This window comes from Devosia sp. Soil_C_22 (assembly GCF_057657195.1).
The window spans coordinates 3,263,293-3,290,261 of the sequence record NZ_JBDGIY010000001.1; the positions used below are offsets into that span (position 1 = coordinate 3,263,293).

22 protein-coding genes, 2 tRNA genes and 1 pseudogene are annotated in these 26,969 nt (G+C 65.0%); 8 read left to right on the forward strand and 17 right to left on the reverse strand.

The window, feature by feature from the left end; all coding sequences use genetic code 11:
* Positions 1 to 121: 121 nt before the first annotated feature.
* The 9 genes from AC3A6I_RS15790 to cpdR form a co-directional block, all read right to left on the reverse strand.
* Positions 122 to 1,150, reverse strand: coding sequence for an ABC transporter substrate-binding protein (locus tag AC3A6I_RS15790; protein WP_487544702.1), 1,029 nt, complete (start codon positions 1,148 to 1,150; stop codon positions 122 to 124).
* A gap of 297 nt (positions 1,151 to 1,447) precedes the next feature.
* Positions 1,448 to 2,428 carry an aldo/keto reductase gene (locus AC3A6I_RS15795; RefSeq protein ID WP_487544703.1) on the reverse strand — a complete coding sequence of 327 codons (981 nt, stop codon included), beginning with the start codon at positions 2,426 to 2,428 and terminating at the stop codon, positions 1,448 to 1,450.
* Positions 2,429 to 2,513: 85 nt separating this feature from the next.
* A complete protein-coding gene (locus tag AC3A6I_RS15800; RefSeq protein ID WP_487544704.1) occupies positions 2,514 to 4,106 on the reverse strand; it encodes a peptide chain release factor 3 in 1,593 nt (530 codons plus the stop codon).
* Between the two features lie 109 nt (positions 4,107 to 4,215).
* Positions 4,216 to 4,872 (reverse strand): outer membrane protein, encoded by a 657-nt coding sequence (locus AC3A6I_RS15805; protein WP_487544705.1) that lies wholly within the window; start codon positions 4,870 to 4,872, stop codon positions 4,216 to 4,218.
* Positions 4,873 to 5,056: 184 nt separating this feature from the next.
* Positions 5,057 to 5,770: an outer membrane protein gene (locus tag AC3A6I_RS15810; RefSeq protein ID WP_487544707.1), complete on the reverse strand. Its 714-nt coding sequence runs from the start codon at positions 5,768 to 5,770 to the stop codon at positions 5,057 to 5,059.
* Between the two features lie 645 nt (positions 5,771 to 6,415).
* The gene (locus AC3A6I_RS15815) at positions 6,416 to 7,084 is read right to left on the reverse strand and encodes an outer membrane protein (RefSeq protein WP_487544709.1); all 669 of its coding nucleotides are present in this window, start codon (positions 7,082 to 7,084) and stop codon (positions 6,416 to 6,418) included.
* A gap of 234 nt (positions 7,085 to 7,318) precedes the next feature.
* Positions 7,319 to 7,393, reverse strand: a tRNA-Val gene (locus AC3A6I_RS15820).
* A 94-nt stretch (positions 7,394 to 7,487) separates the two neighbouring features.
* Positions 7,488 to 7,562, reverse strand: a tRNA-Val gene (locus AC3A6I_RS15825).
* 107 nt (positions 7,563 to 7,669) lie between these two features.
* Positions 7,670 to 8,032: a cell cycle two-component system response regulator CpdR gene (gene cpdR / locus AC3A6I_RS15830; RefSeq protein ID WP_487544710.1), complete on the reverse strand. Its 363-nt coding sequence runs from the start codon at positions 8,030 to 8,032 to the stop codon at positions 7,670 to 7,672.
* Between the two features lie 195 nt (positions 8,033 to 8,227).
* Between cpdR and AC3A6I_RS15835 the strand changes: the two genes are divergently transcribed.
* From AC3A6I_RS15835 to AC3A6I_RS15845, 3 genes are all read left to right on the forward strand, one after another.
* The gene (locus tag AC3A6I_RS15835) at positions 8,228 to 9,124 is read left to right on the forward strand and encodes an N-formylglutamate amidohydrolase (RefSeq protein ID WP_487544711.1); all 897 of its coding nucleotides are present in this window, start codon (positions 8,228 to 8,230) and stop codon (positions 9,122 to 9,124) included.
* A 360-nt stretch (positions 9,125 to 9,484) separates the two neighbouring features.
* On the forward strand, positions 9,485 to 10,261 hold the full coding sequence (gene hisN / locus AC3A6I_RS15840; RefSeq protein ID WP_487545046.1) for a histidinol-phosphatase: 777 nt from the start codon (positions 9,485 to 9,487) through the stop codon (positions 10,259 to 10,261).
* Between the two features lies 1 nt (position 10,262).
* The gene (locus AC3A6I_RS15845; RefSeq protein ID WP_487544712.1) at positions 10,263 to 10,604 is read left to right on the forward strand and encodes a hypothetical protein; all 342 of its coding nucleotides are present in this window, start codon (positions 10,263 to 10,265) and stop codon (positions 10,602 to 10,604) included.
* A gap of 1 nt (position 10,605) precedes the next feature.
* Here AC3A6I_RS15845 and AC3A6I_RS15850 read toward each other — a convergent pair whose 3' ends face one another.
* On the reverse strand, positions 10,606 to 11,580 hold the full coding sequence (locus AC3A6I_RS15850) for an alpha/beta fold hydrolase (RefSeq protein ID WP_487544714.1): 975 nt from the start codon (positions 11,578 to 11,580) through the stop codon (positions 10,606 to 10,608).
* 388 nt (positions 11,581 to 11,968) lie between these two features.
* On the opposite strand from AC3A6I_RS15850, the gene AC3A6I_RS15855 reads away from it, so the two are divergent.
* On the forward strand, positions 11,969 to 12,424 hold the full coding sequence (locus tag AC3A6I_RS15855) for an Hsp20 family protein (protein ID WP_487544715.1): 456 nt from the start codon (positions 11,969 to 11,971) through the stop codon (positions 12,422 to 12,424).
* 193 nt (positions 12,425 to 12,617) lie between these two features.
* On the forward strand, positions 12,618 to 13,091 hold the full coding sequence (dps, locus tag AC3A6I_RS15860; RefSeq protein ID WP_487544716.1) for a DNA starvation/stationary phase protection protein Dps: 474 nt from the start codon (positions 12,618 to 12,620) through the stop codon (positions 13,089 to 13,091).
* Between the two features lie 851 nt (positions 13,092 to 13,942).
* On the opposite strand, the gene AC3A6I_RS15865 is transcribed toward dps, so the two are convergent.
* Together AC3A6I_RS15865 and AC3A6I_RS15870 are read right to left on the reverse strand one after the other, a co-directional pair.
* Positions 13,943 to 14,458: a cupin domain-containing protein gene (locus AC3A6I_RS15865; protein WP_487545047.1), complete on the reverse strand. Its 516-nt coding sequence runs from the start codon at positions 14,456 to 14,458 to the stop codon at positions 13,943 to 13,945.
* Between the two features lie 165 nt (positions 14,459 to 14,623).
* Positions 14,624 to 14,965: pseudogene (locus AC3A6I_RS15870) on the reverse strand (cupin domain-containing protein); the annotation flags it as partial.
* Between the two features lie 546 nt (positions 14,966 to 15,511).
* Between AC3A6I_RS15870 and gltB the strand changes: the two are divergent.
* From gltB to AC3A6I_RS15885, 3 genes are read left to right on the forward strand one after another with little or no spacing between them, the layout of a single operon-like run.
* Positions 15,512 to 20,245 carry a glutamate synthase large subunit gene (gene gltB, locus AC3A6I_RS15875; RefSeq protein ID WP_487544717.1) on the forward strand — a complete coding sequence of 1,578 codons (4,734 nt, stop codon included), beginning with the start codon at positions 15,512 to 15,514 and terminating at the stop codon, positions 20,243 to 20,245.
* 8 nt (positions 20,246 to 20,253) lie between these two features.
* Positions 20,254 to 20,547, forward strand: a complete 294-nt coding sequence (locus tag AC3A6I_RS15880; protein WP_487544718.1) for a hypothetical protein — start codon at positions 20,254 to 20,256, stop codon at positions 20,545 to 20,547.
* 1 nt (position 20,548) lies between these two features.
* Positions 20,549 to 21,967, forward strand: a complete 1,419-nt coding sequence (locus AC3A6I_RS15885; RefSeq protein WP_487544719.1) for a glutamate synthase subunit beta — start codon at positions 20,549 to 20,551, stop codon at positions 21,965 to 21,967.
* Between the two features lie 214 nt (positions 21,968 to 22,181).
* Here the strand turns inward: AC3A6I_RS15885 and AC3A6I_RS15890 are convergent, their stop codons facing one another.
* From AC3A6I_RS15890 to AC3A6I_RS15910, 5 genes are all read right to left on the reverse strand, one after another.
* Positions 22,182 to 22,832, reverse strand: a complete 651-nt coding sequence (locus tag AC3A6I_RS15890) for an ankyrin repeat domain-containing protein (RefSeq protein ID WP_487544720.1) — start codon at positions 22,830 to 22,832, stop codon at positions 22,182 to 22,184.
* Positions 22,829 to 24,055, reverse strand: coding sequence for an SGNH/GDSL hydrolase family protein (locus AC3A6I_RS15895; protein WP_487544721.1), 1,227 nt, complete (start codon positions 24,053 to 24,055; stop codon positions 22,829 to 22,831). Before AC3A6I_RS15895 ends, AC3A6I_RS15890 begins: the two co-directional genes overlap by 4 nt.
* Before the next feature lie 62 nt (positions 24,056 to 24,117).
* The gene (locus AC3A6I_RS15900; protein ID WP_487544723.1) at positions 24,118 to 25,326 is read right to left on the reverse strand and encodes a lytic murein transglycosylase; all 1,209 of its coding nucleotides are present in this window, start codon (positions 25,324 to 25,326) and stop codon (positions 24,118 to 24,120) included.
* 62 nt (positions 25,327 to 25,388) lie between these two features.
* Positions 25,389 to 25,835: an NfeD family protein gene (locus AC3A6I_RS15905; RefSeq protein ID WP_487544724.1), complete on the reverse strand. Its 447-nt coding sequence runs from the start codon at positions 25,833 to 25,835 to the stop codon at positions 25,389 to 25,391.
* A gap of 15 nt (positions 25,836 to 25,850) precedes the next feature.
* Positions 25,851 to 26,828, reverse strand: coding sequence for an SPFH domain-containing protein (locus tag AC3A6I_RS15910; protein ID WP_487544725.1), 978 nt, complete (start codon positions 26,826 to 26,828; stop codon positions 25,851 to 25,853).
* Positions 26,829 to 26,969 lie beyond the last annotated feature (141 nt).

The following is a 26,969-nucleotide window of genomic DNA, read 5'->3' on the forward strand; positions in this document are numbered from 1 at the left end:
TGCTCTCTCGGGAGGCGTCAGACGTGCGATCCCGGAGGCAGCGAATCAGCTGGCTCGGGGATCGGACGCACGGGAAAGGCGGCCGGGCTGATGCCCGACCGCAAGTTGAGGCTGCTGGAGATCAGCCCAGGGAGGCGAGGACCTTCTCGGCCACTTCGGCCGGCACCCAGGCGCTCCACACATCCTGCTTGGTGCGCAGGAAATTCTCCGCCGTCTGCGCGGCATCGGCCTGGTTCTCGTCGCCGTAGACGAGCAGTTCACTGATCTGGTCGTTGCTGAGGCCGACCTTGGAGAAGTAGGTGGCGACGGTTGGCGCCTCCTCCTGGACCCAGGCTGCGGCCCCGACGACAGCCGGGCTGGACGGATAGGCGGTCTTGCCGGCCGGCTCGGTGCAATCCGGATCGGTGTTGCAGGCATAGACTTCAGGCAGTGCCTCGCCGAGGTCGAGCTGCACCGCGTCATACTTGCCCAGGATTGCAGTCGGGCCCCAGTAGTAGAACAGGATCGGCTCTTCGCGGGTGAAGGCGCGGGCGATCGAGGCGTCGAGCGCCCCGCCCGAGCCCGGCGAGAACAGGTTCCAGGTCTCGCCCATGCCATAAGCTTCGAACAGCGCCGTGGTGGACAGCTCGCAGGCCCAGCCCGGCGGGCAGGAGTAGAGCCGCCCCTTGGACGGATCCTCGGGATCGGCGAAGAGGTCCGGGCGCGCGATCACGGCGTCGGCCGTAGTGAGGTCCGGATTGGCTTCCTGCGTGTAGCGCGGGATGAACCAGCCCTCGACCGTGCCATCAGTTATGGCATCGCCGAGCTGCACCACGGTGCCGTCGGCCATGCCCTGCTCCCAGGCCTCCTGGATCGTGCTCGTCCAGAGCTCGGGAGCGATGGCGGGCGAGCCGCGCGTCAGCATGGAGGAGGAGGTCGGCACCGTGTCGCCGGTGACGATCTCGACGGTGCAGCCGTAGCCGGCTGAAAGGATCGTGGCATGGATATGGGCGAGTGCGGCCGCCGACGGCCAGGTCATCTCGGCAATATCGATGGTACGGTCGGTGCCGCAAGTCGTGGCCGCGGCATCCTGGGCCTGGGCGGGCGCGCTGGCGCCGGACAAAAGGGAAATGGCGATCGCAGCGGCAATGCCGCCGGATTTGAAAGTCATCCGTATCTGCTCCGTGTGATTTGACGCGCGGACCTTAAAGGTTGAACAGCAATGCTGTCAAATCTCCCGCTACTTGCGCAACAACAGTTGGGAGGAGTTGGCGTAGATTTGCCGGAGCAACTAAAGCAAGACTGTAATCTTGCTAGCAACCTCGCATTGAAAGTCTGCGACGCCGCCGATTACGGCTTCATCGCGACCGAAGGAAGTCGAAAAAAATCTCGTCGCCCGGAATCCGCCGAATTCCGGGCGATAGGGCCGGTCGAGGGGGCCGGCTGAAAACTTGGGGGCGCCGGCGGCTCAGATCCGGCCGCGGATCGCCGGACGCACCTTGTCCTGGTACCAGCCGCTCAATTCCTCGGCCAGTTTCGGCTCGACCGGATCGAGCCCGATCGCATCGACGTTGCTGCGCAACTGGTCCGGCCGCGTCACCCCGGCGATGATGGTCGAGACCGCCGGCTGGTCGAGAATCCAGCGCAGGGCGAACTGGCTGAGCGGAGCGGTCCTGGGCACCATCTGCTTGAGCTGGTCGGCGAGCGCCACACCCGTCTCAAACGGCAGGCCGGAGAAGGTTTCGCCGACGTTGAACTTCTCGCCGTTGGCGTTGAAGCTGCGATGGTCGGTCGACGCGAATTTCGTGTCCTTGCTCCATTTGCCCGACAGCAGGCCCGAGGCGAGCGGCAGGCGGACGATGATGCCGACATTCTTCTGCTGCGCCGTCGGGAACACTTCGGTGATGTAGTCCTGCCGGAACAGGTTGAAGATGATCTGCAGCGTGGTGCAGCCATCGGCCCGCATGGCGAGTTGGGCCTCCTCGACATTCTCGACGCTGGCGCCCCAGTGGCGCACCATGCCGGCATCCCGCATGTCGTCCATGATGGCGAAGACCTCACCGTCACGCAGCACCTCGGTGGGAACCGTGTGGAGCTGGGCGAGATCGAGCGTTTCGACGCCCAGCCGCTTCAGCGAGCCAGCGAGGCTCTCCTTGATGTTGCGCTTGTTGTAGCCGGTCTTGTTGGGGAAGATCTCGCCATTGCGGCCAAGCTTGGTGGCGACGAAAACGCCATTCTTGTCGCGGAATTCGCCGATCCGGCGTTCGGACTGGCCGCCGCCATAGACGTCGGCAGTATCCCAGAAATTCACGTCGAGCGAGCGAGCCGTCTTGAGGATTTCGGCGGCCGACTCATCGCTGACCGGGCCAAAGCTTTCGCCCAGCTGCCAGGTACCGAGCCCGATTTCGGAGACCTCGTAGCCGGTCTTGCCCAGTTTGCGGATGTTCATGATGTGGCTCCCTTGGTTGGGGAGTGTCTTAGCGGCTGACCGGAGGGCTCGAAAGCCTCCAAATGTACGATGCCATTCGCCGACCCTAATGCCGCTCCTTGGTCGTATGGAACTTGATCGCGGGATAGTCTCGCTCCGCCCGGCCGAGCCACCATTGCGACTGCGCCAGATAGACGGGGTCGCCATACTTGTCCTCGGCCATCTCCAGCTTCTGGGTGGAAATGAAGCGCTCGAGTTCCTTCTTGTCGTCGCTGGTGACCCAGCGGGCGAGTTCGAAGTTGATCGCCTCGAAGCTGATCGGCACGTTGTATTCGGTGTTGATGCGACTCTGCAGCACCTCGAGCTGCAGCTGGCCGACGACGCCGACAATGTAGTCGGCGCCCACCATGCGGCGGAATATCTGCGCCACGCCTTCTTCGGCGAGATCGGAGAGCGCCTTGGCCAGCTGCTTGGCCTTCATCGGGTCGGCGAGGCGAACGCGGCGGATGATTTCGGGGGCGAAGTTCGGGATGCCGGTGACCTTGATGTTGGCGCCCTCGGTCAGCGTGTCGCCCACGCTGAGCGCGCCGTGATTCGGGATGCCGACGATGTCGCCGGCTACTGCTTCCTCGGCCAGTTCACGATCGTGGCCGAAGAAGAACATCGGGTTCGACACCGCCATATCCTTGCCGGTGCGCACATTCTTGAGCCGCATGCCGCGCTTGAACGTACCCGAGCTCAACCGCACGAAGGCGATGCGATCGCGGTGGTTGGCGTCCATGTTGGCTTGCACCTTGAAGACGAAGCCTGAGACCTTCGGATCACCCGGCTCGATCGGCTTGGGCTCGGCCGGCTGCGGCCGCGGTTCGGGCGCCCAGGCTCCGAGCGCCGTCAACAGTTCCGGCACGCTGATGGCTTTCAGCGCCGAGCCGAACACGACCGGCGTCAGGTGCCCGGCGAGGTAAATCTCGTGATCGAACTCGGGAAAACCGGCGCGGGCGAGCTCGAGGTTTTCGAGGCTGGCCATGATGACCGGATCCATGGCGAACTCGTTGTCGCGGGCGAGGTCCTCGACCTTGGCAAAGGTCTTCCAGACCTCGCCATTGGGCCGCTTCACGACGCCCGCCGCGAGATCGACGATGCCCTTGAAGTCGACGCCGCCGCCCAGCGGCCAGACCACCGGCGAGACGTCGAGCGCCAGCGTCGAGGCAATCTCGTCGAGAATCTCGACCGGGTCCTTGCCTTCACGGTCGACCTTGTTGGCGAAGGTGATGATGGGAATGTCGCGCAGGCGGCACACCTCGAACAGCTTCAGCGTCTGCGCCTCGATGCCCTTGGCGACATCGATCACCATGATGGCGGCATCGACCGCGGTGAGCGTACGGTAGGTGTCTTCGGAAAAGTCCGAGTGTCCGGGGGTATCGAGCAGGTTGAAGGTCAGTCCCAGATGCTCGAAGGTCATCACCGACGAGGTGATCGAGATACCGCGCTGGCGCTCGATCTCCATCCAGTCCGAGCGCGTGGCGCGCTGGTTGGCGCGGTGTCGGACCTGGCCGGCCTGCTGGATGGCGCCGGAGGAGGCGAGCAGCTTCTCGGTGAGCGTGGTCTTGCCGGCGTCAGGGTGCGAAATGATCGCAAAAGTCCGGCGCGTCTGGAAAGGCAGCAATTTGGTGGCCGCGGCCGGGGTGTGGACGTTCATGGCAATCGCGAGAATGAGGGAAGCCGCTACATAATCGTTCGGCCCGACGATTGCAAAGCAAAGGGGCCGCCTCGCGGCAGCCCCTCCATGCATGGACTGATCGGAGAGATCAGAACTTGAAATTCACGCCCGCGGTGACCGCGTGGGTGTTGAGGTCGAACGTGGCGGGCGAGCCGAGGTTGTCGTAGTCGGCCGTGCCGTAGTCGGTATAGCGGTACTGCAGGTCGAGCGAGACGTTGTCGACAACCGCGACTTCCACACCGCCGCCGAGGGTCCAGCCGAAATGCGCCTGGGTGCTGTCGTCGCCCGCTTCGCTGGCAGTGGCGCCGGCGAACGCCAGACCACCGGTCACGTAGGGCATGAAGGCGCCGCCGTCGAAGCCGGCCTTGCCGCGGATCGAGCCGGTCCAGTTGACGTCGTAGTCGATCGGTGCCTCGAAGCCACCGATGCCGGCCCAGGCGATGTCGCCGGCCGCACCCAGGATGAAGCCCGGAGCGACGGTGAAGTTGGCGCCGACGGTCGCACCGACGGTCCAGCCCGACAGTTCGATGTCATTCGGATAGTTGTTGAGGTCGTCGACGGCAGTGCCCCAGCCGTAGCCGATAAAGCCACCGACATAGGCGCCGTCCCAGCCGCCGCTGCTGCCGCCCATGTCGATGAAGCCGGGCGAGGAGGGCTGCTGGATGAGGAGGTCGGCGGCCTGCGTGGCCGAAGCCATGGAGAGCACAGCAACGCCGGCGAGAAGAGTGAGAGAAATACGATTCATGTTGTGTCTCCAAGGTACGAGGAACAATGCCTTGTCGGGCGCATGAATCGAATCCGAATTGCAAATAACTCCTTAATCTGGCGGTAACCCTGACCCGGTGGTTAACGAAAGGTTGCGGGCCTGCGAGGCACAAAAAGGCCGCCCCGAAGGGCGGCCCCATGTCTCGATCCTTGCGGCGAACCGATCAGAACTGCCAGTTGAGGCCGACCGTGATCTGGTGTGTCGTGAGCGCGAATTCCGGCGGAGCGACGGGCGTCTCGTGGTCATATTCCTGCGAGCCGTAGTCGGAATAGCGATACTCGAGGTTGACCGACATATCCTGGGTCACCGCGAAATCGACGCCGACACCAGCCGTCCAGCCGACATGAGTGTTGTCGACCTCGTCGACGTACGGATCGGCGAAGTCCGAATAGTGCGTGGCATTGGCGAACGCCAGACCGGCCGTGACATACGGCATGAAGGCGCCGCCGTCGAAGCCGAGCAGGCCGCGCACCGAGCCCTGCCAGTTGATCGAATTGGTCGACTCATCGACCGGGAGCGGGAACGTGTCCGTGCCCGAGATGTCGGCCCAGGCGATATCGCCGACGATACCGGCGATGACCCCATCTGCGATCGCGAAGTTCACGCCACCCTTGAGGCCGACGAGCCAGCCGCTGATGTCGACATCGCAGCCCTCGAGGTCGCCCACCGAACAGGGACCCGCCAGGGGATCGGTCATGTCGGCTTCGCCGGAAGCCCAACCGACGAAACCGCCGATATAGGGCCCTTCCCAGTCGCTCGAGACGTCGACCACACCAACCACCGGCGCTTCTTCGATGATGAGGTCGGCCGCGACGGCCGAGGACATGATGCCCATGCCGGCCAGGCCCGCCAGCAGTGCCAGAGTATAACGCTTCATTTACTTAAACCCTCCAACCAGTTGTCCATCAAAATACATCCTCGATCGACAATAATCGAGTCGGGCTGCTTGGACTCAGGCCAGAAATTGACGGGAATGTGGCGTATGTTGCTCTGCCGCAACAGAGTATTTTCGTGCATAAATCGATGAATATTGAAGCCGGCTCAACGCCTTACGGTCGAGAAGACGTATCCGACGCCACCCGCCTCACCAACGACAAAAACTCGCCCTGAATGTGATGACTGCAGGGGTTTCTCGCCTCTGGCGGTCACTTTTCGGGCTGAACCGCGCCCGAACACCGGATCCGAGGCAAAGAAAAAGGGCCGCCCGGAGGCGGCCCTTCTCGATTTCGCACGGCTTTCGAAGTGTCCTGCCCACTGAAGGGCCAGGAGGCCTTCGACTAGGCCAGAGGCTGCTCCGAGCTAGCGGAGACTCCAAGACCCTTCGAAACCGACGATTTCTGATGAGACACTTGGATCACCTCCTTTGCTGGTTGAACATGACCGTAACGATGCGCCGCTTCTTCCGGTCCGGCAAGCGCAAATTCGCAACACCGTCACAGCTCTGTGCATGCGCAAGCAAAACCCCGCCCGGCGGTTGCCGGACGGGGTCGAGTGGCCTTGCGACCTTGCGATTGCTGACGGATCAGAACCGGAAGTTAACGCCGGCAGTGACCGCGTGCGAGGTCAGGCTGATGTCACGCTCGTCGCCACCGAAGTCATAGGTCTGCGAACCGAAGTCGGTGTAGCGGTACTGCAGGTCGAGCGACACGTTGTCGGCAACGGCGAATTCCACACCGGCGCCGGCGGTCCAGCCGACATGGGTGGCGCTGTCTTCGAGGTCAAGTGCAGTGTCGGTGACGGTGTTGTCGGCAAACGCGATACCAGCCGTCACGTACGGCAGGAAGGCGCCACCGTCGAAGCCGAGACGGCCACGAACGCTACCGTTCCAGTCCGAGCTGAACTCGACGCCATCGACGGTGTCCTCGCCGTTGAGGTCGGTCCAGGCGATGTCGGCAACGATACCGGCAACCAGGGCTTCCGAGATGGTGAAGTCGGCACCGGCGGTCACGCCGAGCTTCCAACCGTCACCCTCGTAGTCGTCGCCGACAAAGTAGTCGTCCTCATCGCCGAGCGTGCCCCAGCCGAAGCCAGCGAACGCACCGACATAGACGCCATCCCAGTTACCACCGGCGGTCTCTACGATCGGCACGATGGGCGCCGGCTCGCTGATGATGAGGTCGGCAGCCGAGGCGGCCGATGCCAGTGACACGCCGGCGACGCCAGCGAGCAGGGCGATTGCATAACGATTCATAGTGCTACTCCTAGTCTGAGGGCTGCGGAACTAGCCCGAGAATGCGAGAAAAGCGACCTCGGATCCCAACAAATCGTTGCTTTCGCACCCCGCCGGGACGAGTCGTAGCATTCCCGCCACACCTGTATCCGCGATGGCAAAATCAAGGCAGCAATGGGGTCATTTTTGGGTCGAAATGGACACGATTAAGCCTTCGTTACGAAGGCTACCGAGGTGGCGTCCTGGGGTAAGGGATGGTGGGTGCGACAGGGATTGAACCTGTGACCCCCGCCGTGTGAAGGCGATGCTCTCCCGCTGAGCTACGCACCCATCCGATAACCGCGGGCCGGGAAATTGCCGCGGTAGAAATCTGCGCCGGAAAGGCCGGCGGATGAAGGACTTGGGAAGTCCTTCGGGCGGCGGATGGTGGGTGTAACAGGGATTGAACCTGTGACCCCTACCATGTCAAGGTAGTGCTCTCCCGCTGAGCTATACACCCATCACGCCATCAACGCCGGGCCGCGCCCGCCGTTGCGAAGCGCGATACACCATGAAACCCGTTTGCGGGTCAAGCGTCAATTCCGGCCTGGGGAAACTGCCGGCGGATCAGGCCGCGAGCAGCCGTTCGACCTCGTGCACGAGGTCCTTGAGGTGGAAGGGTTTGCTCAGCACCGAGGCGTCCTTGGGAGCCTCGGTGTCCGGGTTGAGCGCCACCGCCGCGAAGCCGGTGATGAACATCACCTTGAGATCGGGGTCGAGTTCAGTGGCGCGGCGCGCCAGCTCGATGCCATCCATCTCGGGCATGACGATATCACTGAGCAGCAGCGAGAACGGCTCCTCGCGCAACCGCTCATAGGCCGATTTGCCGTTGTCGAACGAGACCACTTCATAACCGGCCTGCTTGAGGGCACGGGTGAGGAACTGGCGCATGTCGTTATCGTCTTCGGCGAGCAGAATGCGCTTCATCATATCCTCTTCACGCCCAATCGCGGCTTCTGCCGGACTCTAGCGGGTGATGTTTAATGCAAGTTTGCCCGATCGTGAACCGGGCCGGCACGAGTGTGAACGAACAGATCGCATCACCTTCGTTCATATGGACAATCCGCCCCCGGCGCGGCACAGTGACGACGTAGTGACGGCGCTTCGGCGCTCGAGGGGAACCCCGTGCAGTCCGACTATTGGGACAGGCCAGCATTCGAAACCATCCGGCCCCGCCGGGTGCTCGCCCCGCTGGTGTTCAACTCCGCCCATTCCGGCCGCGATTATCCCGAACGCTTCCTGAGGATGACCCGGCTCGACCATCTGTCGATCCGGCAATCCGAGGACGCGTTCGTCGACGAGCTGTTCGGCCGCGCGCCGCACCTGGGGGCGCCGCTGGTCCGCGCGCATTTCCCGCGCGCCTACCTCGACGTGAATCGCGAGCCCTGGGAGCTCGATCCGGCGATGTTCGTCGAGCCGCTGTCGGAGCGATTCAATACCACCAGCCCGCGCGTGGCCGCGGGGCTGGGCACCCTCGCCCGCGTGGTGGCCGAAAACAAGCCGATCTATCGCGAGCGGCTGACGCTGGACGACGCGCGCATGCGCATCGAGGGCATCTACCAGCCGTATCACGCGACGCTGCAGAAGCTCCTCACGGAGGCATTCACCGCCTTCGGCGTCGCCGTATTGATCGATTGTCACTCGATGCCGCGGCTGGCCCGCTCGGGCGACCGGCTCGGGCCGGACGTGGTGCTGGGCGATCGCTACGGCACGACCTGCGCGCCGATGCTGGCCGATATCGCCGAGATGATCTTTGCCGGCGCCGGTCTGCGCGTGGCGCGCAACCGGCCCTATGCCGGTGGCTTCTGCACCCGCACCTACGGCCGGCCGCAGCATGGCGTGCATGCGCTGCAGATCGAAGTCAGCCGCCATCTCTATATGAACGAGGTGACGCTGGAGAAATCAGCCGATTTCGGCGCCGTGCGCCAGCTGGTCGATCGCCTCGTGGCGACGCTGATCGGGCTCGATCTCGGCGTGCTGCAGCCGCCGGCTGCGACCAGCGAGAAATACGCCGCTGAGTAGGCGCCGCACTCACGTCGATTTGGGGAAGGTAGGTCCCAGAAAAACGGGCCGCCGGAGCGGCCCAGTCAAGGGAGGAAACGATGGCGGCCAGAAGCTTATGCCCAAGTCGCGGCGTAGGTTTCGAACCGCCCATCCATCATGCACCTTCCGGATTGAACTGATTTGCTGCTCCGAACAAGGCAGACGAAAGTCTTCAACAGGGAATTCGAAGCTCTGTTGCAAAAATGACTCATCACTATCACACGCTATTGCAGTGGGGGCCGAACATGCCGGCTAATGTGCTGCCAAATATAAGCAAAACCTGGCGCGGGGGCTGATATGAACGATGCGAACGGCAACGCAGACCTTGGCGGGCTCGAACTGGACCTGGTGAGCCGCACATTGCTCGATGCCGCCGAGATTGCGGCCGAGCACACCCTGCCCCGCTTCCGCTCCGGCCTCGCCGTCGACAACAAGCTGGTCGCCGGCTTCGACCCGGTCACCGAAGCGGACCGCGAGGCCGAACTCGCCATCCGCAAGCTGCTCGATGAGCGCTTTCCCGATCACGCCATCATCGGCGAGGAATGGGACGACAAGGAGGGCAAGGGGCGCTTTGCCTGGATCATCGACCCCATCGACGGCACCCGCGCCTTCATCACCGGCGTCCCGGTCTGGGGCACGCTGGTCGGCCTGCGCGTCGACGGCAAGGCGGTGGCCGGGCTGATGGCGCAACCCTTCACCGGCGAGATTTACCTGAGCGTTCCGGGCGAGGCGAGCTACTACCGCGGCTTCGACAAGGAGCCGCTCAGGACGTCCAAGGTGACCGAACTGGCCGGGGCCAAGATGACTACGACGTCGCCCGACCTGTTCGAGCGCGACGGCCTGCTTGAGCCCTGGGGCCGTATCCGCCACGCGGTGCTCACCACCCGCTACGGGCTCGATTGCTACGGCTACGCGCTGATGGCGGCCGGTCATATCGACCTCGTGGTCGAGGCGGGATTGAAGGACGTCGACATCTGCCCGCTGATTCCGTTGATCGAGAATGCCGGCGGCGTCATCACCACCTGGGATGGCGGCCGAGCCGAGAACGGCGGCGACTGCGTCGCCGCGGCGACACCGGAGCTGCATGCCGCGGCCATGGCGGTGCTACGGGGCTAGCATGGCCAGCGCAGCGTACGAGCTGTTCCTCGAGGCGATGCGCGAACGGCGGCAGGTCACCTGCACCTATCGCGGCAAGCGGCGCGAACTCTGCCCGATCGTGCTCGGCCGGGGCGGCGGAGTGGAGAAGGCACTGACCTTCCAGTTCGCCGGCGAGAGCGGCAGCAGCCTGCCGCCGGGCGGCGAGTGGCGCTGCCTGACGCTGGCCGAGGTGACGGACATCGAGCTGCGGGATGGACCGTGGCACGCGGGGAGCGGCCACAGCGCGGCACAGACCTGCGTCACCGAAGTCGACTACGACGTGAACCCGGACAGTCCGTTCTCGCCGCGCTTTCGGCTGTAACTCAAGCCGACGGTTCGGTGATGAACGCGTCGAACGCGGCGAAGACCTGGCCGCGGATCGTGTCGTTTTCCATGAACATTTCGTGCCGGGCGCCGGCGATCATGACGTGGCGGCCGGTGCGCATCCTGAGGCCCAGCGTTTCGATGGCGCTGGTCGAGACGATCTCGTCGCGGGCGGCGGCCAGCATCAGCACGGGGATGCGGACGGCGCCGGGGAAGGCATCGGTCGAGGCGCCGGCCATGGCGGAAAAGGCGGAGGCGACCCAGCGGAACGTGGGCGCGCCGAGCTCGAGATCGGGCCGGGCGAGCAGGATTTCGGTCGAGCGGTTGAAGCGGGCGAGGTCCGAGGTCAGCGCGTTGCCGGCAAAGCGCTGCCGGGTCTGCGATTTGTCGCCGGGGCGGCCGACCGGCAGGCGGCCGAGGCCGAGATTGCTGAGCGTACCGGCGAGCTTGGCCATGCCGGCCATGGACAGCGGCTGGTGGTCGAGCGCCACCATCGGCGCGCTGAGGAAGATGCGCTCGAACATCATGCGGTCGCGGATGCCGGCATAGAGCGACACCAGCCCGCCCATGGAATGGCCGACGAGATAATAGGGCGCCGGGCAATCGGGGAGAAGAATCGAGCCGTGGAAGGCGCGCAGGTCCTCCCAGTAATCGTCGAAGCGCCGGACATAGCCGAGTTTCTTGTTGCCGATCAGCCGCTGGCTGCCGCCCTGCCCGCGCCAGTCGAAGGTGGCGACCGCAAAGCCGCGCTTCTGGAAATCGGCGATGGTCTCGAAATATTTCTCGATGAACTCGGTGCGGCCGCCCACGAGGCAGATGGTGCCGCGCGCCGCGCCCGGCCCCTTGGGGAAGGTGGCGTAGCGCAGCTGCACCTTATCGGGCGTGGTGAAATAGCCGACGCGCGCGCCCTCCGGCACCGGGTTGGAGGGGACGACCGCGAGGGCCGGACCATTGGGATCGACGATGGCGTTCATGCGCGTGTCTTAGCGGATTCCACGGCGTCGCAATACGGGGTGACCCGGAAACAGAAAAGCCAGCGCTCCGAGGATTCGAAGCACTGGCTTTCCTGTGATGGCCGCCTTGCGGGGGGCGGGTGAAGGCGGCTCATTCGGTGTGCTCTGCAGCAGACAGTAAGCACAGTCACGCTTATAGGGACGGTCGCCTGAACCGGCTTTGATCGGCACATTCATCTTCCGTTCAGCAACCTGAACAGGGGGCTTGAACCTCCGTTTCGGCTCCCTAAATCAATGCGGTCCGCCGGGAAGCCCCGGGGATCGGGACACCCGAGAATGCAGGTTCGCCCAATCGGGGAGCTTGCGTGGGACACCCGCTAAGCCACGTTGCTCAAAAGGAGAATGTGAGATGGCTGCATACGATTTTTCCCCCTTCTATCGCTCCACGGTCGGTTTCGACCGCGTGTTCAACCGGCTCGACGCCCTCGTCGGCCAGGAGCAGAAGACCTATCCTCCCTACAATATCGAGAAGCTGGGCAATGACGCCTACCGCATCTCGATCGCCGTTGCCGGCTTCGCCGAGGGCGACATCGCCATCGAGACCAAGGAGAACAACCTGGTCATCAAAGGCGCCAAGGCCCAGGAGAACGACGACAAGGCCCGCGAATTCCTCCACCGTGGCATTGCCGAGCGGGCTTTCGAGCTCCGCTTTCAGCTTGCCGACTACGTAGAGGTCGCGGGGGCCTCGCTCGAGAACGGCCTGCTCCATGTCGAGCTGAAGCGCGAGATCCCGGAGAGCAAGAAGGCTCGCCAGATCCCGATCGCGGCCGGCACCAAGACCATCGAGGACAAGTCGGTCAACTAAGCTTCCGGTCATGAACGCCTGATCCTCAGGCGGTCTGTTGGATCAGGAGAACGGAATATGGGGCGCTGCCGGCGACGGCGGCGCCCTTTCGATTCTGCCGCACTGATTCTGCTCGACTCCAATGCACCGGTGACGGAACCTCTATCGTCCGGAACCCGTTCCTACGGGCATTTCAGCGTCACGGAGTCTTCTCATGAAATCCCCCGAGATCGGCCTCAAGTCGAACACCAAGTCGGCCATGATCGACCTGCTCAACGCGCGCCTCGCCGATGCGATCGACCTGGCGCTGATCACCAAGCAGGCGCACTGGAACCTGAAGGGCCCGACCTTCATCGCCGTGCACGAACTGCTCGACCAGCTGCGCGGCGACGTCGACGAGCATGTCGACATCATCGCCGAGCGGGTGGCCCAGCTCGACGGCATTGCGCTCGGCACCCTGCAGACGGCCGGCAAGGCCAGCAAGCTCGCGCCCTACCCCACCGACATCCGCAAGGTCGAGGACCACCTCAACGCGCTCGTCGAACGCTACGGTGCGCTGAGCAAATCGACGCGCGAAGCGATCGATACCGCCGACGAGGCTGGTGACGCCGGTACAGCGGACATCTTCACGGCGTTCTCCCGCACGCTCGACAAGAACCTGTGGTTTCTGAAGAGCCATCTGGAATAGTGAGGCCCGCCGGCAGGCTCCCCTCCCCCTTTGCGGGGAGGGGTGAGGGGGTGGGGGTCCATCGGGGATCACCGCACTACCCCCACCCTCAATCCCTCCCCGCAAGGGGGAGGGAGGCGGGGTTGCATGGTCCGTGGCCACCTGCTGACCATGCTGATGCATCCGGCGGCCACCGGCCCCGGAGGATGTCAAAGAACGAAGCGACGGGCCGGCGGGGCCTTTGCCCCTCGCGGTAGTCCGCAGCAATATGTGAGGCTCACGCCTCGCCGGCCGATCGGGGTTTTGGGCTTATGGCACGTGGGCCCGGGCGCATCCCGTGCCGCATCGCGAGCTGCCCGAAGCTGAGCTGGCTGCCGGATTCCGCGCTCACCAACCTTCACCCCGCCGCCCGATGCGGGCAGTTGCAGCCTGAGACCCGGCGTGCATCCGCCAAGTCCCCCGCGTTGTGTAGCGGCGTCCCCGGCGAACCGGATCATGCCGACGTGCTTTAGGCCTGGACCGGCACGACTGCCGACCCACCCAATCTCCACCGCACCAACCACTCGTCATGATCTCGCTTCGGTGCAGCGGACGGGGGGATTGTAAGGGGTGGTGGAGAGAGGGGGATAAGATTGGCGAAGATTCTTCATCACCACCGGCTGTCACCCCTGCGAAAGCAGGGGTCCAACTCACAGCCCGCGCTGATGGAGAGATGGATCCCTGCTTTCGCAGGGATGACAGCTGGTGGGTGGCGATTCATCGGGGCACCAACCACTGTGTCATTCCGGCGGAGGCCGGAATCATCCTGAGGGGGTGCGGGTCTCGAGCCCGAACCGCGACGACCTCAGGATAGGCCCCGGCCTGCGCCGCCCCTACCCCTTCCGCGTCCCGGCCTTCGCCATCCCGTCATGCGGACCGAGTTCACGCTTCGGGGCATCCTCCCAGAACTCGCCCCATTTGCGGAATTCCTCGTTGCGCTGCGGGTTGAGCGGATAGATCAGTTGATTGCCCGCAACATCGTGCTGGCCGACGATCAGCAGGTGAGCCTCCGTGTCGGAGTTGTTGAGGAAGCTGTGGGCGATGCCCGACCCGGCGGGAAAGCCGACGCCGTCGCCTTGCTCGAGTTCGTGGAGGTGCCCGTCGATCCAGACGTCAGGCCTGCCGTCGAGGACGAAGACGAACTCCTCCTCGCGACTCTCGGCATGCGGATGGGATGTGCGGTTGCCCGGCGGCAGCACATCGTGGTGGATGCCGAGGCGGGTGAGACCGCCCTCAGCGCCGAGCCGGCTGCGGCGGCCGCCGAAATTGGCAAAGCCCGGGTCGGTGACCGGCTGCATGCGGTCGGTGACATGTGCGATGAAGGCCGGACGACCGGATTTGTCGGCCATCCCGTGGCGGGTTCCTGCCCGAGCCACGCCGTCATGCGGGCCGAGCTGGTGGCGCGGCGCATTATCCCAGGCGCGGTTGCGCTTGCGGAAATCGTCCATGCGCTCGGGGTTGAGCGGATAAAGGAGCTGGTTGCCGGCGACCTGGTGCTCGCCGACGATCAGCAGCTGTGCGTCCGTCCCGGCATTGTTGAGGAAGCTGTGCGCGATGCCGGTGCCGGACGGAAAGCTGACGGCGTCTCCCGGCTCGAGTGGGTGAAGCACGCCGTCGATCCATACGTCGGGCGTGCCGGCGAGAATGTAGACGAACTCTTCCTCGAGCTTTTCCGCATGCGGGTGCGATGAGCGGTTGCCCGGCGGAATGACCTCGAGGTTGATGCCGAGGCGATTGAGTCCGAAGCGCTGGCCGAACCGCGCGCCCGCCCCGCCCATGCCGGCCGGCGCCCGCTCGAACGGCTTCAGCAACTCGCGATAATTCCGGATGAAGGTCGGACGTTCGGGCGCTGCCATCTCAATTTCCTCCGCATCGCCAAGACATTGGCAGGCCGGCGGCAGCGGTCAAGCCGGGCCGGAAGAACCCACCCGTCTCCTATCCACGATTCGACGATTCCCGGCGCGGCAGCGGCTGATCCCTGCCCTGCCTGACTTGATTGCCTACACATTTCCTATTTTCTGCAGCCATTTCCTACGCCCGTCACGGACATCACGGCAAAAAAGTGGTATCGACCGCTTGCTCGCAGTTTGGAATTATGCAAATGTAGCCTCGATAGGACAGCACGCCTGTCCAAATTCGTGAGCGGCCGGTCTCCCCGGATGCGTTTCACACGCCGATCTGGCTGGCCCGCTTGACGAGAGCGGAAACGGAGGAGCGGGGCCTTATCGAGCCCGAATGAGCGGCCATTTGGATGCAGAGCCGCTCCCCACTAAAGGATTGCGCCGTCGGTTTCGAGCCGTACACTGAGGTACGACTGGGGGCTGAAGACGCGTCGAAAGGAATCCACGCCGGGGAATCGATGTCCCCTGGCTTTGAAGTCGACTGCAACAGAGGATTTGCAAATGGCAGCAGAACGGAACGGCAAGATGTTTCATCCCGTCACGGACACCGCCAATCGCAAAACCGGCTATCGCACCGATTTGCCGACAGGCGTGCTGCGCCCCGCCGCCGAGGGCCTTTATGACCCGACGCGCGAGATCGATGCCTGCGGCGTCGGCTTCATCGTCGACCTGAAGAACCGTCCGACCCAGAAGACCGTCCAGAACGGCCTGAAGATCCTCGAGAACCTCGAGCATCGTGGCGCCGTGGGTGCCGACCCGCTGATGGGCGACGGCGCCGGCATCATGGTGCAGATCCCGCACAAGTTCTTCGTCAAGGAAGGCGCCCGCCTCGGCTGGCACCTGCCTGAGCAGGGCAAGTATGCCGTCGGCTTCATCTTCATGCCGCAGGATGCCGAGCTGCGTCTCAAGATGGAACGCGTCGTCAACAAGGCGATCGAGGACGAGGGCCAGACGGTCATCGGCTGGCGCGACGTGCCCTCCGACAACTCGTCGCTGAGCCAGGATCCCGAGATCATGGGCACCGAGCCGTTCCACCGCCAGGTGGTGATCGGCATGGGCGACGGCGTGGCCGACGAGGAAGCCTTCGAGCGCAAGCTCTACGTCATCCGCAAGGTGATGTCGGCCAAGATCTTCTCGGCCTTCGAGGGCAAGCCGAACGATTTCTACATCGTCTCGATGAGCTGCCGCACGCTGGTCTACAAGGGCATGTTCCTCTCCTGGCAGCTGGGCGCCTACTATAAGGACCTGCACGACGAGGACTTCGAGTCCGCCCTCGCCCTCGTCCACCAGCGCTTTTCGACCAACACCTTCCCGTCCTGGCGGCTGGCGCACCCGTACCGGTTCGTCTGCCACAACGGCGAAATCAACACCGTGCGCGGCAACAATAACTGGATGGCGGCCCGCCAGGCTTCCGTGTCGTCGCCGCTGTTCGGCGCCGACATCCAGAAGCTGTGGCCGATCTCCTATCCGGGGCAGTCGGACACCGCCTGCTTCGACAATGCGCTCGAATTCCTGATCCGTGGCGGCTACTCGCTGCCGCACGCGGCGATGATGCTCATCCCCGAGGCCTGGGCCGGCAACCCGCTGATGGATGAGGACCGGCGCGCCTTCTACGAGTACCACGCCGCGCTGATGGAGCCGTGGGACGGCCCGGCCGCGATGTGTTTCTCGGACGGCATCCACATCGGCGCGACGCTCGACCGCAACGGCCTGCGTCCGGCCCGCTATTTCGTGACGGAAGACGACGAGGTCGTCATGTCGTCCGAAGCCGGCGTGCTGCCGATCCCGGCCGAAAAGATCAAGCAGAAGTGGCGCCTGCAGCCGGGCAAGATGCTGCTGATCGATTTGAAGCAGGGCCGCATCGTCTCCGACGAGGAGATCAAGCACGAGCTCGCCAACGCCCATCCCTACAAGCAGTGGCTGGGCCGCACGCAGATCGTGCTGGAAGAGCTGCCGGCGGTGCATTTCGAGCCCAAGACCTCGGACGTACCGCTGCTCGATCGCCAGCAGGCCTTCGGCTACACCCAGGAAGACCTGAAGCTGATCCTGCCGCCCATGGCCGCTACCGGCCAGGAAGCGGTCGGCTCGATGGGCACGGACACGCCGATTTCGGCGCTCTCGAACAAGTCCAAGCTGCTTTATTCCTACTTCAAGCAGAACTTCGCGCAGGTGACCAACCCGCCGATCGACTCGATCCGCGAAGAGCTGGTGATGAGCCTTGTCTCGTTCATCGGGCCGCGGCCGAACGTGCTCGACCTCACCGGCGGCGGCAAGCGCCAGCGCCTCGAAGTGCGCCAGCCCATCCTCACCAACGAGGACCTGGAAAAGATCCGCGCCATCGGCGGCATGGAGGATAATCCGTTCCGTTCCAAGACGCTGGATATCACCTATCCGGTGTCCGAAGGCGCGGCCGGCATGGAGCGGGCGCTCGACCAGCTGTTCTCGGATGCCGAGATGGCCGTGCATTCGGGCGACAACATCATCATCCTCTCCGACCGCGGCATGAGCCGCGAGCGGGTGGCGATCCCTGCTTTGCTCGCCACGGCGGGCGTGCACCATCACCTGATCCGCAAGGGCCTCCGCACCTCGGTGGGCCTCGTGGTCGAAACCGGCGAAGCGCGCGAAATCCACCATTTCTGCGCTCTCGCCGGCTATGGCGCCGAGGCGATCAACCCCTACCTGGCGTTCGAGACGCTGGTGGCGATGAAGCCCGACCTGCCGGCCGAGCTCGACGCGGACGAGATCATCTACCGTTACATCAAGGCGATTGGTAAGGGCATCCTGAAGGTCACCGCCAAGATGGGCATCTCGACCTATCAGTCCTATTGCGGCGCGCAGATCTTCGACGCGGTGGGCCTCTCGACCGACTTCGTCTCGACCTACTTCACCGGCACCGCGACGACCATCGAAGGTGCCGGGCTGAAGGAGATCGCCGAGGAGACGGTGAAGCGTCACATCGATGCTTTCGGCAACTCGCCGGTCTACGAGGACGCGCTCGATATCGGCGGCGACTACGCTTTCCGCCAGCGCGGTGAAGCCCATGTCTGGCGCTCGGAGACGGTTGCGAACCTCCAGCACGCTGCCCGTGGCAATGCCCGCGACAAGTATCGCGAGTTTTCAAAGCTCGTGAACGAGGTCGAGGACAAGTACGTCACCATCCGCTCGCTCTTCCGCATCCGGAAGGCCGACGAGGATGGCCGGCAGCCCGTGGCGCTCGACCAGGTCGAGCCGGCCGTCGAGATCGTCAAGCGCTTCTCGACCGGCGCGATGAGCTATGGCTCGATCTCGCTCGAGGCGCATACGACGCTCGCCATCGCCATGAACCGGATCGGCGGCAAGTCGAACACCGGCGAGGGCGGCGAGGAGCCGGATCGCTTCAAGCCGCTCGCCAACGGCGACAGCAAGCGCTCGGCCATCAAGCAGGTGGCCTCGGGTCGGTTCGGCGTGACGACGGAATATCTCGTCAACTCCGACATGATGCAGATCAAGATGGCCCAGGGCGCCAAGCCCGGCGAAGGCGGCCAGCTGCCCGGCGACAAGGTCAACGAGACCATCGCCAAGGTGCGTCACTCGACCCCGGGCGTCGGCCTGATCTCGCCGCCGCCGCACCATGACATCTATTCGATCGAAGACCTGGCCCAGCTGATCTTCGACCTGAAGAACGTCAACCCGGACGGCCAGGTGTCGGTGAAGCTCGTGTCGGAAGTCGGCGTGGGCACGGTTGCGGCCGGCGTCGCCAAGGCGCGTGCCGATCACGTCACCATTTCCGGCTACGAAGGCGGCACCGGCGCAAGCCCGCTGACGTCGCTGAAGCATGCCGGTAGCCCCTGGGAAATCGGCCTGTCCGAAACCCACCAGACGCTGGTGCGCAACAAGCTGCGTTCCCGCATCGCGGTGCAGGTCGACGGCGGTGTCCGCACCGGCCGTGACGTGGTGATCGGCGCCCTGCTCGGCGCCGACGAGTTCGGCATGGCCACCGCCCCGCTGATCGCGGCCGGTTGCGTGATGATGCGCAAGTGCCACCTCAACACCTGCCCGGTCGGCGTCGCGACGCAGGACCCGGTGCTTCGCGCGCGCTTCACCGGCAAGCCCGAGCACGTCATCAACTACCTCTTCTTCGTCGCCGAGGAAGTGCGCGAGCTGATGGCCGAGATGGGCTACACCCGCTTCGACGACATGGTCGGCCAGATGCAGATGCTGGACAAGACCGAGGCCGTCGCCCACTGGAAGGGCAAGGGCCTCGATTTCACCAAGCTGTTCCACAAGCCGTTCGCGGCCGAGGGCGTGGGCATCACCCACACCGAGAGCCAGAACCACCCCATCGACAAGGTGCTCGACCGCCGGCTGATCGCCGCGGCCCAGCCCGCGCTCGAGAGCGGCACGCCGGTCAAGATCGTCGAGACCATCACCAGCGTCGACCGCTCGGCGGGCGCCATGCTCGGTGGTGCGGTGGCCAAGCGCTACGGCCATGTCGGCCTCGCCGAAGACACCATCGCCGTATCGCTGACCGGCACCGCCGGCCAGGCCTTCGGTGCCTGGGTGGCGCACGGCATCAGCCTCGATCTCGTCGGCGAAGCCAACGACTATGTCGGCAAGGGCCTCTCGGGCGGACGCCTCGTCGTCCGGCCGCCGGAGCAGCGCGGCTTCGTGCCGGAAGAGTCGATCATCATCGGCAACACCGCGCTCTATGGCGCCATTACCGGTGAGTGCTACTTCCGCGGCGTCGCCGGCGAACGCTTCGCCGTCCGCAACTCGGGCGCCATCGCGGTGGTCGAGGGCACGGGCGACCATGGCTGCGAGTACATGACCGGCGGCGTGGTGGTCGTGCTCGGCAAGACCGGGCGCAACTTCGCGGCCGGCATGTCGGGCGGTATCGCCTACGTGCTCGACGAGGATGAGACCTTCGAGAGCCGCTGCAACATGTCGATGGTGGAACTCGAGCCGGTCGTCGAGGAGGAACGCCTCAACGCTCGCGAGTTCGGACATCGCAACGACCTCGAGACCATGGGCGTGGTCGAGATCCTGCACGACCTGCAGCGTCGCGACGCCGAGCGGCTGTACCAGCTGATCGCCCGGCACAAGAGCTTCACCGGCTCGTCACGCGCCAACCACATCCTGTCGAACTGGGACGAGTACCTGCCCAAGTTCCGCAAGGTCATGCCGACCGAGTACCGCAAGGCACTCGCCAAGCTCGAACAGGCCCGCGTGGCCGCTCAACAGGTCGCGGCGGAATGAGGTGCGGCATGCGCACGGCCATCTGGGCCGCAACCTTGCTCGCCTGCTCCGCCGCCGCACTTCCTGCGGCGGCCAAGGGCGGCTTCGAACACCGCTTGGAGAGGACACTCCAGTTGGAAAACGGAGAGATAATCCAGTCGCCTGGCTACCTCGGCTACGACAGAGGCGGGTGCCTTCGTGCCTTGAAGCAAGTGGAGATTGGCAAGGTCATACCGAGGGGCAATGCTGTGTTCGCCGACGGCAAGACCCACTCCTATACGATCATCGCTGCGAAGTGCGTGATCACGGACAGGAAGAACTGAAATGGGCAAGATTACTGGCTTCCTCGAGATCGATCGCGTCGAGCGGGATTACCTCCCGATCGATCAGCGGCTGAAGAACTACAACGAGTTCGTCATTCCGCTGGGCGACAAGGGCACCCGCGACCAGGCGGCGCGCTGCATGGATTGCGGCATTCCGTACTGCCACAACGGCTGCCCGGTGAATAACCAGATCCCGGACTGGAACGACCTCGTCTACAAGGGCGAGTGGCTGAAGGCGCTCAAGAACCTTCATTCCACCAACAACTTCCCGGAATTCACCGGCCGCATCTGCCCCGCTCCGTGCGAGGCGAGCTGCACGCTGAACATTCCGGACACGCCTGTGAACATCAAGTCGATCGAATGCGCGATCATCGACAAGGGGTTCGAGGAAGGCTGGGTCACTCCGCAGGTCAACCCGAACAAGACCGGCAAGAAGGTCGCCGTGGTGGGTTCGGGCCCGGCCGGCATGTCCGCAGCCCAGCAGCTGGCCCGCGCCGGCCACGAGGTTCATCTCTACGAGAAGAACCAGCAGATCGGCGGGCTGATGCGCTACGGCATCCCGAACTTCAAGCTCGACAAGACCCTGATCGACCGCCGCGTGGCCCAGATGCAGGCCGAGGGCGTGGTGCTGCATGCCGGCGTGAACGTGGGCAAGGACATTTCGGTCGAGGACCTGGCCAACCAGTATGACGCGATCGCCATGGCCGGCGGCGCCGAGAAGCCGCGCGATCTGCCGATCCCGGGCCGCGAGCTCGACGGCATCCATTTCGCCATGGACTTTTTGAGCCAGCAGAACCGCCGCGTCACCGGCGAGCCGCTGCAGAACGTCAACCCGATCCTCGCCGGCGGCAAGCACGTGGTGGTGATCGGCGGCGGCGACACCGGCTCGGACTGCATCGGCACCTCCAACCGCCAGGGCGCGCTTTCGGTCACCCAGATCGAGATCATGCCCGCTCCGCCCGAGAAGGAGAACAAGGCGCTGGTCTGGCCGAACTGGCCGCTGAAGATGCGCACCTCGTCCTCGCAGGAAGAAGGCGTCGTGCGTGACTTCGCCGTTGCGACCATCAAGTTCGATGGCGAGAACGGCAAGGTCATCGGCCTCCAGTGCGCCCGCGCCGACGAGAAGTTCCAGCCGATCCCGGGCACCGAGTTCACCCTCAAGGCCGATCTCGTGCTGCTCGCCATGGGCTTCCTCGGCCCGGTGCAGGAAGGCATGGTGCAGGACGCCGGCGTGGCCACCGACAAGCGTTCCAACGTCATGGCCGACACGGTGAAGTACCAGACCAGCCGCGAGAAGTTCTTCTCGTGCGGCGACATGCGTCGCGGCCAGTCGCTGGTCGTCTGGGCCATCCGCGAAGGCCGCCAGTGCGCCCGCTCGATCGACGAGTGGCTGATGGGGACGACCGACCTGCCGCGGTAACGCTGAATAAGCAAAGGGGCGCCTGGTGCGCCCCTCTCGTTTTGTGGGGGTGGCGCCCCCCTTCCACCACGCTTCGCGTGGTCCCCCTCCCCCGCAAGCGGGAGAGGAGCCCGTGGGGCGGGATCGTGCCACAGCCGATCCTCTCCCGTTTACGGGGGAGCGGGACCAGCAAAGCTGGTGGAGGGGGAGCCCTACGCACCAGCGTCACCAAGCCTCAGCGCGCCCCTGCCGCCTCCAGCAGCCTGACGATCTCAGCAAAGCCGCGGCGCCGGGCATGCTGCAGCGGCGTCACCCCTTCGGCATCGGGGAGATTGGCATCAGCGCCACCCGCGATCAGGTCGCGCACGATCTCCTGGTACACGGGCCCGCCATCAGTGAGGATCACGGCCTCGAGCAGTGCGGTCCAGCCGAGCCGGTTGACGTGGTCCACATCGATACCGGCCGCGAGCAGCATCCGCACATTCTCGGGATGCCCCTTTTCCGCCGCCGGGATCAGAGCCGTACCGCCGAAGCGGTTGGTGTCGGTGAGATCGGCGCCGTTGGCGAGCGTCAATGCCAGGATTTCCGTCCGCCCCTCGGCACCGGCGAAGAGATATGGCGTATCGTCGATACCATCCTTGGCATTCACGTCCGCCCCGGCCTCGATCAGCACCCGCGCCGCGTCCGCCGCGTCGGCATGCGTGGCGAGCAGCAGCGCAGTGCGGCCGCCCTCGTCGCGCGTATCGACCGGCTGACCGGCGGCGAGCATCTGGTGCAACGACGGCACGTCGTTGGCGCGCGCCGCAGCGAGAAAACCGGCATCGTCGGCCATGGCAGGCGTTGTTCCCACGAGGATGGCAAGGAGCACCAGCAGGCGGGTGATCATCGCCCCGTCGGGTTCTCCACCCGACCGACGCCGAAGGCATCGACGCGGCCCGTCGGGGCATCGAGCATCTGCACGATATCGAAGCCGACCGGCGTGACATTGGCCATGTCGGCGGTAACGAGGTCGTTGGCCCGCCGGGCAGCGCTGGTGAGCGGGATCACCGCGCCGGCGACTTCGAGCAGCTTCATCTGGCCCAGCCCCTGGTAAGGCGGGCGCAGCATCAGTTGCGCGTCGGTGCCGAGCAGCGGGTCGGCGACCTCGATGCCGACGGTGCCGCCGCCGCGATAGTAGTTGCGCAGCACCTGGTTGACGTAGAAGGCGAGCTTGTCGGCACCGGCGGCCGAGAAATGGATGCCGTCATCCTTGCGCATGCGCACCTGGTTGCCGTTGAGATCGGGGCCGCGCGCCGTGTAGGCGCCCTCCTCCGTCGCGAACCGCTCATAGATGTCGACGAACTCGGCGCCGCCGCCAAAGGCCGCAAGGCGCTGGATGTCGTTGACCTGGATCAGTGCCTTGCCGAGCTTGGGCGGCTCGACCGGCGGCAACCCGACCCAGATGATCGGCTTGCCAGCTGCGCGAATGGCCCTCACCACGTTGGCGACGCGAGCCGAATACTCCGTCGTCCATTCCGGTGTCAGCGAGCCGTAGCTTTCGCCGTTGAGGTTCATCTTCTGGCGATCGTTGATGCCGATCAGGAAAACGGCGACATCGAACTCGTTCTTGCCGAGCGCGTCGCCGACCGCCTTGGGCCAATCGAAGAAGTCCGGGCGCACGAAGCTCGATGAGCCGACGCCCTGGTTGATGATCGCGAGGTTGGGATCCTCGGCATAGAGCCGCTCGAGTGCATTGCCGAGATCGCTGGCCATCGAGTCGCCGAAGACAGCGAGGCGCGTGGCGCCGGGAGCTTTCTCGATCTTGGGCTTGGGCGGCGGCAGGCTGGCCTTCTTCTTGGGCTTGGCCACCGGCTTCTCGACCACCGGCGCCTGCTGTTCGACCTGCGGCTCTTCGCCGAACAGGAGATCGAACAGCGTGCGCCGCTTGCGACGCGGCTGGCCCTCGACCTGCGCCACCAGCACGCGCCCATCGCCGCTCGTCACGGCTGCCGGGGCAAGCGCGACCGTCTCGCGCGCCATGGCGAAGCTCGCGGCCAGATCGCCGAGCAGCATCGTCACGACCAAGAGGCCGGCGATCCAGAGCACGAAACGGTTAGGCTTTCTCATCATTGCCAGCATTTAGCGGAGGATCGGCGCCGAAGTTAAGACGCCTCGCGCAGAATCTACCGGTGTTAGCGGGTTGCCGCGGCCAGTTCCTCGTAGCTATGGAGCGTAATGAAGCCATCCGCCACCTCGCCGCGGCTTGCCTGGAAACGGGCGTAGGCGGCCTGACTGATCGGCCCGATGCGGCCATCGACGGAACCACGCAGCAGGCCGAGGTCGATCAGCGCCTGCTGGATGGCCTTGCGCTGGCCGAGATTGGGGAACTTCGTGTCGCGCGGCCACGCGGTGACGTAGCTGCCCCCACCCTTCAGCCGGTCGGTGAGGTGAGCGACCGCCATGGCGTAGCTGTCCGAGAAATTATAGCCCTTCAGCACGAGGTAGTTGCCCGTCATCAGGAATTTCGGGCCATCCTGCCCGGCTGGCGCGTAGAGAAACACCGGCGTGGAGAGGTCGGCGAAGTCGCGCCCCTTCACCCGCCGCACGCCGCGATCGGCGAAGAACGAGACCGGCCGCAGCTCGTCGCGGGTGGCGAGCAGATAGTCGAAGCCGGCCGGCACATCGACCTCGAAGCCCCAGTCGAGGCCGGGCTGGTAGCCGAGGTCGCGCAGGAATTTCGCGCTCGTCGCCAGCGCATCGGCCAGCGAGTTGTGGAGATCGATCCGCCCGTCGCCATCGCCGTCCGAGCCGTGCGCGACGACGTTGGACGGGTTCACCTGCAGATGCCCGATGGCGCCGGCCCATGAGCCGACCAGCTCGCTCGGCTGCATGCGGTTGCGCTCGAGCAGCTGCAGCGCGGCGATGAAATCGGCCTCGTCCTCGCGCAAGCGCGAGCGGCGCTGATGCACGAGCGTGGCCAGCGAGCGGATGATCGGCCGGATATATTTGCGATTGCCCAGCACCGCGCCATAGTCCGTCTCGATGCCCCAGATGGCGCCGAGCAAATACGGGTCGACGCCGGTCGACTGCCCTACGGCCGCGAACAACGACCGGTTGCGCTCGATCGCCGCCTGCCCGCGCTCGATGCGCGAACCGGTGATGCGCGTATCGAGATAATCCCACACCGGCGTGGTGAACTCTGGCTGCGCCACGACGAGGTCGGGCACGTTCGGATCGGGCGTCAGCCCGTCGGTGGCGGCCCGATAGGTCGCGGCGCTGACCCCAGCCGCGACCGCCTTGGCCTCGAAATTGCGCAGGAACTGGTCGAACGGCTCGTTCGGCTCGGCGAGGGCCGGCGACACGAAAGCGAGCGCCACTAGCAGCGACAGGATGCGAAGCACGGCGTCTCCCTCCACCGAATCGCGGGCAGGCTAGCGGCGGTGCATGGCCAAATCGAGTCGGCTCAGGCCGCCTCGACCTTCAACACCGCGCCCACCGCATCGATGACGCGGATGCGCGAACCGGCGGCGAGGTCCGGGCCCTCGATGCGCCAGGTGGTGTCGTCGAGCGACACGCGGCCGGCGCCCTGCTCGATCGGCTCGGCCAGCACCAGTTCGCGCCCGATGAAGCGATGCGCCCGCTGGTTGAGATAGGGGCTGTCCGATACCGGCTCGCGGCCGCGCACGCGTAGCCACAACCAGATGGCGACCAGCGCCAGGACGCCGAAGATGACGAATTGCAGCGGCCAGAAGATGGGGATCAGCATCGAGGCGATGCCGGTGACCAGCGCCGCGGCGCCGAGCCAGATCAGCACCCCGCCCGGCACCACCAGTTCGAGCCCGAGCAGGATCAGCCCGGCCACCACCCACGACCACGACCCGTTGGCAGCGATGAACTCGATGATCTGCATGACGAACCCTCCCGGTCAGGTGGTCGACGGCGGACGGCTGTTGGGGACGCGCGGCGGCGACTTGTCCGGCCCGAACGTCTCCTTGGCGATCTCGGCGATGCCACCGATGGCGCCGATGACGCTGGAGGCCTCGACCGGCAGCATCAGCACCTTCTGGTTGGGTGACTTGGCGAGGCCCTCGAGCGCCTTGATGTAGTTGTTAGCGACGAAATAGTTGATTGCCTGCACGCTGCCCGAGGCGATGGCGTTCGACACCACCTCGGTGGCCTTGGCTTCGGCTTCGGCGGCACGCTCGCGCGCCTCGGCATCGCGGAAGGCGGCTTCGCGCCGGCCCTCGGCTTCGAGCACCTGGCTCTGTTTCTGGCCCTCGGCCTGGAGGATCGCGGCCTGCCGCTTGCCTTCCGCTTCGAGGATCAGCGCGCGCTTCTCACGCTCGGCTTTCATCTGCCGACCCATGGACTCGACGAGATCCTTGGGCGGGTCGATGTCCTTGATCTCGATGCGGGTGATCTTGAGGCCCCACGGGCTCACCGCCGTATCGACGACGCGCAGCACGCGGGTGTTGATCTCGTCGCGATGGCTGAGCAGCTCATCGAGGTCCATCGAGCCCATGACCGAGCGGATATTGGTCATGGTGAGGTTGAGCACCGCCACCTCGAGCTGCGCCACTTCGTAGGCCGCGGCGGCGGCATCGAGGATCTGGAAGAAGGTGACGCCGTTGGCGGTGACCGTGGCGTTGTCGCGCGTGATCACCTCCTGGTGCGGCACGTCGAGCACCTGCTCCATCATGTTCATCTTCTTGCCGATGCTGTCGACGAACGGGATGATCAGGTTGAGGCCCGGCTTCAGCGTGCGGATGTACCGCCCGAAGCGCTCGACCGTGTAGTTGTAGCCCTGCGGCACCACCTTGGCGCCGGCGAACAGCACCAGCACCGCGAGGACGCCGAGCACCAGCAGCGCGAGGCTCAGCCCATCGAGTTCGAAAAAGTCCATCCCACTCCCCTGTCCACGGCCCGACCCACAGCAAAGATGTAGGCGGGGGGTGGAGTCGGCGCAACCTGCGGTCGCTGCCAATTGCAGTTGGCTGGGGGAGGGAACGGCCGGCGGCAAATACCGTTGAAACCGAACGATAGT

Bases quoted from the DNA above. Each gene is read 5' to 3' on its own strand.
- AC3A6I_RS15790 (WP_487544702.1), bottom strand. From the start codon at position 1,150: ATGACTTTCAAATCCGGCGGCATTGCCGCTGCGATCGCCATTTCCCTT.
- AC3A6I_RS15795 (WP_487544703.1), bottom strand. From the start codon at position 2,428: ATGAACATCCGCAAACTGGGCAAGACCGGCTACGAGGTCTCCGAAATC.
- AC3A6I_RS15800 (WP_487544704.1), bottom strand. From the start codon at position 4,106: ATGAACGTCCACACCCCGGCCGCGGCCACCAAATTGCTGCCTTTCCAG.
- AC3A6I_RS15805 (WP_487544705.1), bottom strand. From the start codon at position 4,872: ATGAATCGTATTTCTCTCACTCTTCTCGCCGGCGTTGCTGTGCTCTCC.
- AC3A6I_RS15810 (WP_487544707.1), bottom strand. From the start codon at position 5,770: ATGAAGCGTTATACTCTGGCACTGCTGGCGGGCCTGGCCGGCATGGGC.
- AC3A6I_RS15815 (WP_487544709.1), bottom strand. From the start codon at position 7,084: ATGAATCGTTATGCAATCGCCCTGCTCGCTGGCGTCGCCGGCGTGTCA.
- cpdR (WP_487544710.1), bottom strand. From the start codon at position 8,032: ATGATGAAGCGCATTCTGCTCGCCGAAGACGATAACGACATGCGCCAG.
- AC3A6I_RS15845 (WP_487544712.1), top strand. From the start codon at position 10,263: ATGGCCAGCGCAGCGTACGAGCTGTTCCTCGAGGCGATGCGCGAACGG.
- AC3A6I_RS15850 (WP_487544714.1), bottom strand. From the start codon at position 11,580: ATGAACGCCATCGTCGATCCCAATGGTCCGGCCCTCGCGGTCGTCCCC.
- AC3A6I_RS15855 (WP_487544715.1), top strand. From the start codon at position 11,969: ATGGCTGCATACGATTTTTCCCCCTTCTATCGCTCCACGGTCGGTTTC.
- dps (WP_487544716.1), top strand. From the start codon at position 12,618: ATGAAATCCCCCGAGATCGGCCTCAAGTCGAACACCAAGTCGGCCATG.
- AC3A6I_RS15865 (WP_487545047.1), bottom strand. From the start codon at position 14,458: ATGGCCGACAAATCCGGTCGTCCGGCCTTCATCGCACATGTCACCGAC.
- gltB (WP_487544717.1), top strand. From the start codon at position 15,512: ATGGCAGCAGAACGGAACGGCAAGATGTTTCATCCCGTCACGGACACC.
- AC3A6I_RS15880 (WP_487544718.1), top strand. From the start codon at position 20,254: ATGCGCACGGCCATCTGGGCCGCAACCTTGCTCGCCTGCTCCGCCGCC.
- AC3A6I_RS15885 (WP_487544719.1), top strand. From the start codon at position 20,549: ATGGGCAAGATTACTGGCTTCCTCGAGATCGATCGCGTCGAGCGGGAT.
- AC3A6I_RS15890 (WP_487544720.1), bottom strand. From the start codon at position 22,832: ATGATCACCCGCCTGCTGGTGCTCCTTGCCATCCTCGTGGGAACAACG.
- AC3A6I_RS15895 (WP_487544721.1), bottom strand. From the start codon at position 24,055: ATGATGAGAAAGCCTAACCGTTTCGTGCTCTGGATCGCCGGCCTCTTG.
- AC3A6I_RS15905 (WP_487544724.1), bottom strand. From the start codon at position 25,835: ATGCAGATCATCGAGTTCATCGCTGCCAACGGGTCGTGGTCGTGGGTG.
- AC3A6I_RS15910 (WP_487544725.1), bottom strand. From the start codon at position 26,828: ATGGACTTTTTCGAACTCGATGGGCTGAGCCTCGCGCTGCTGGTGCTC.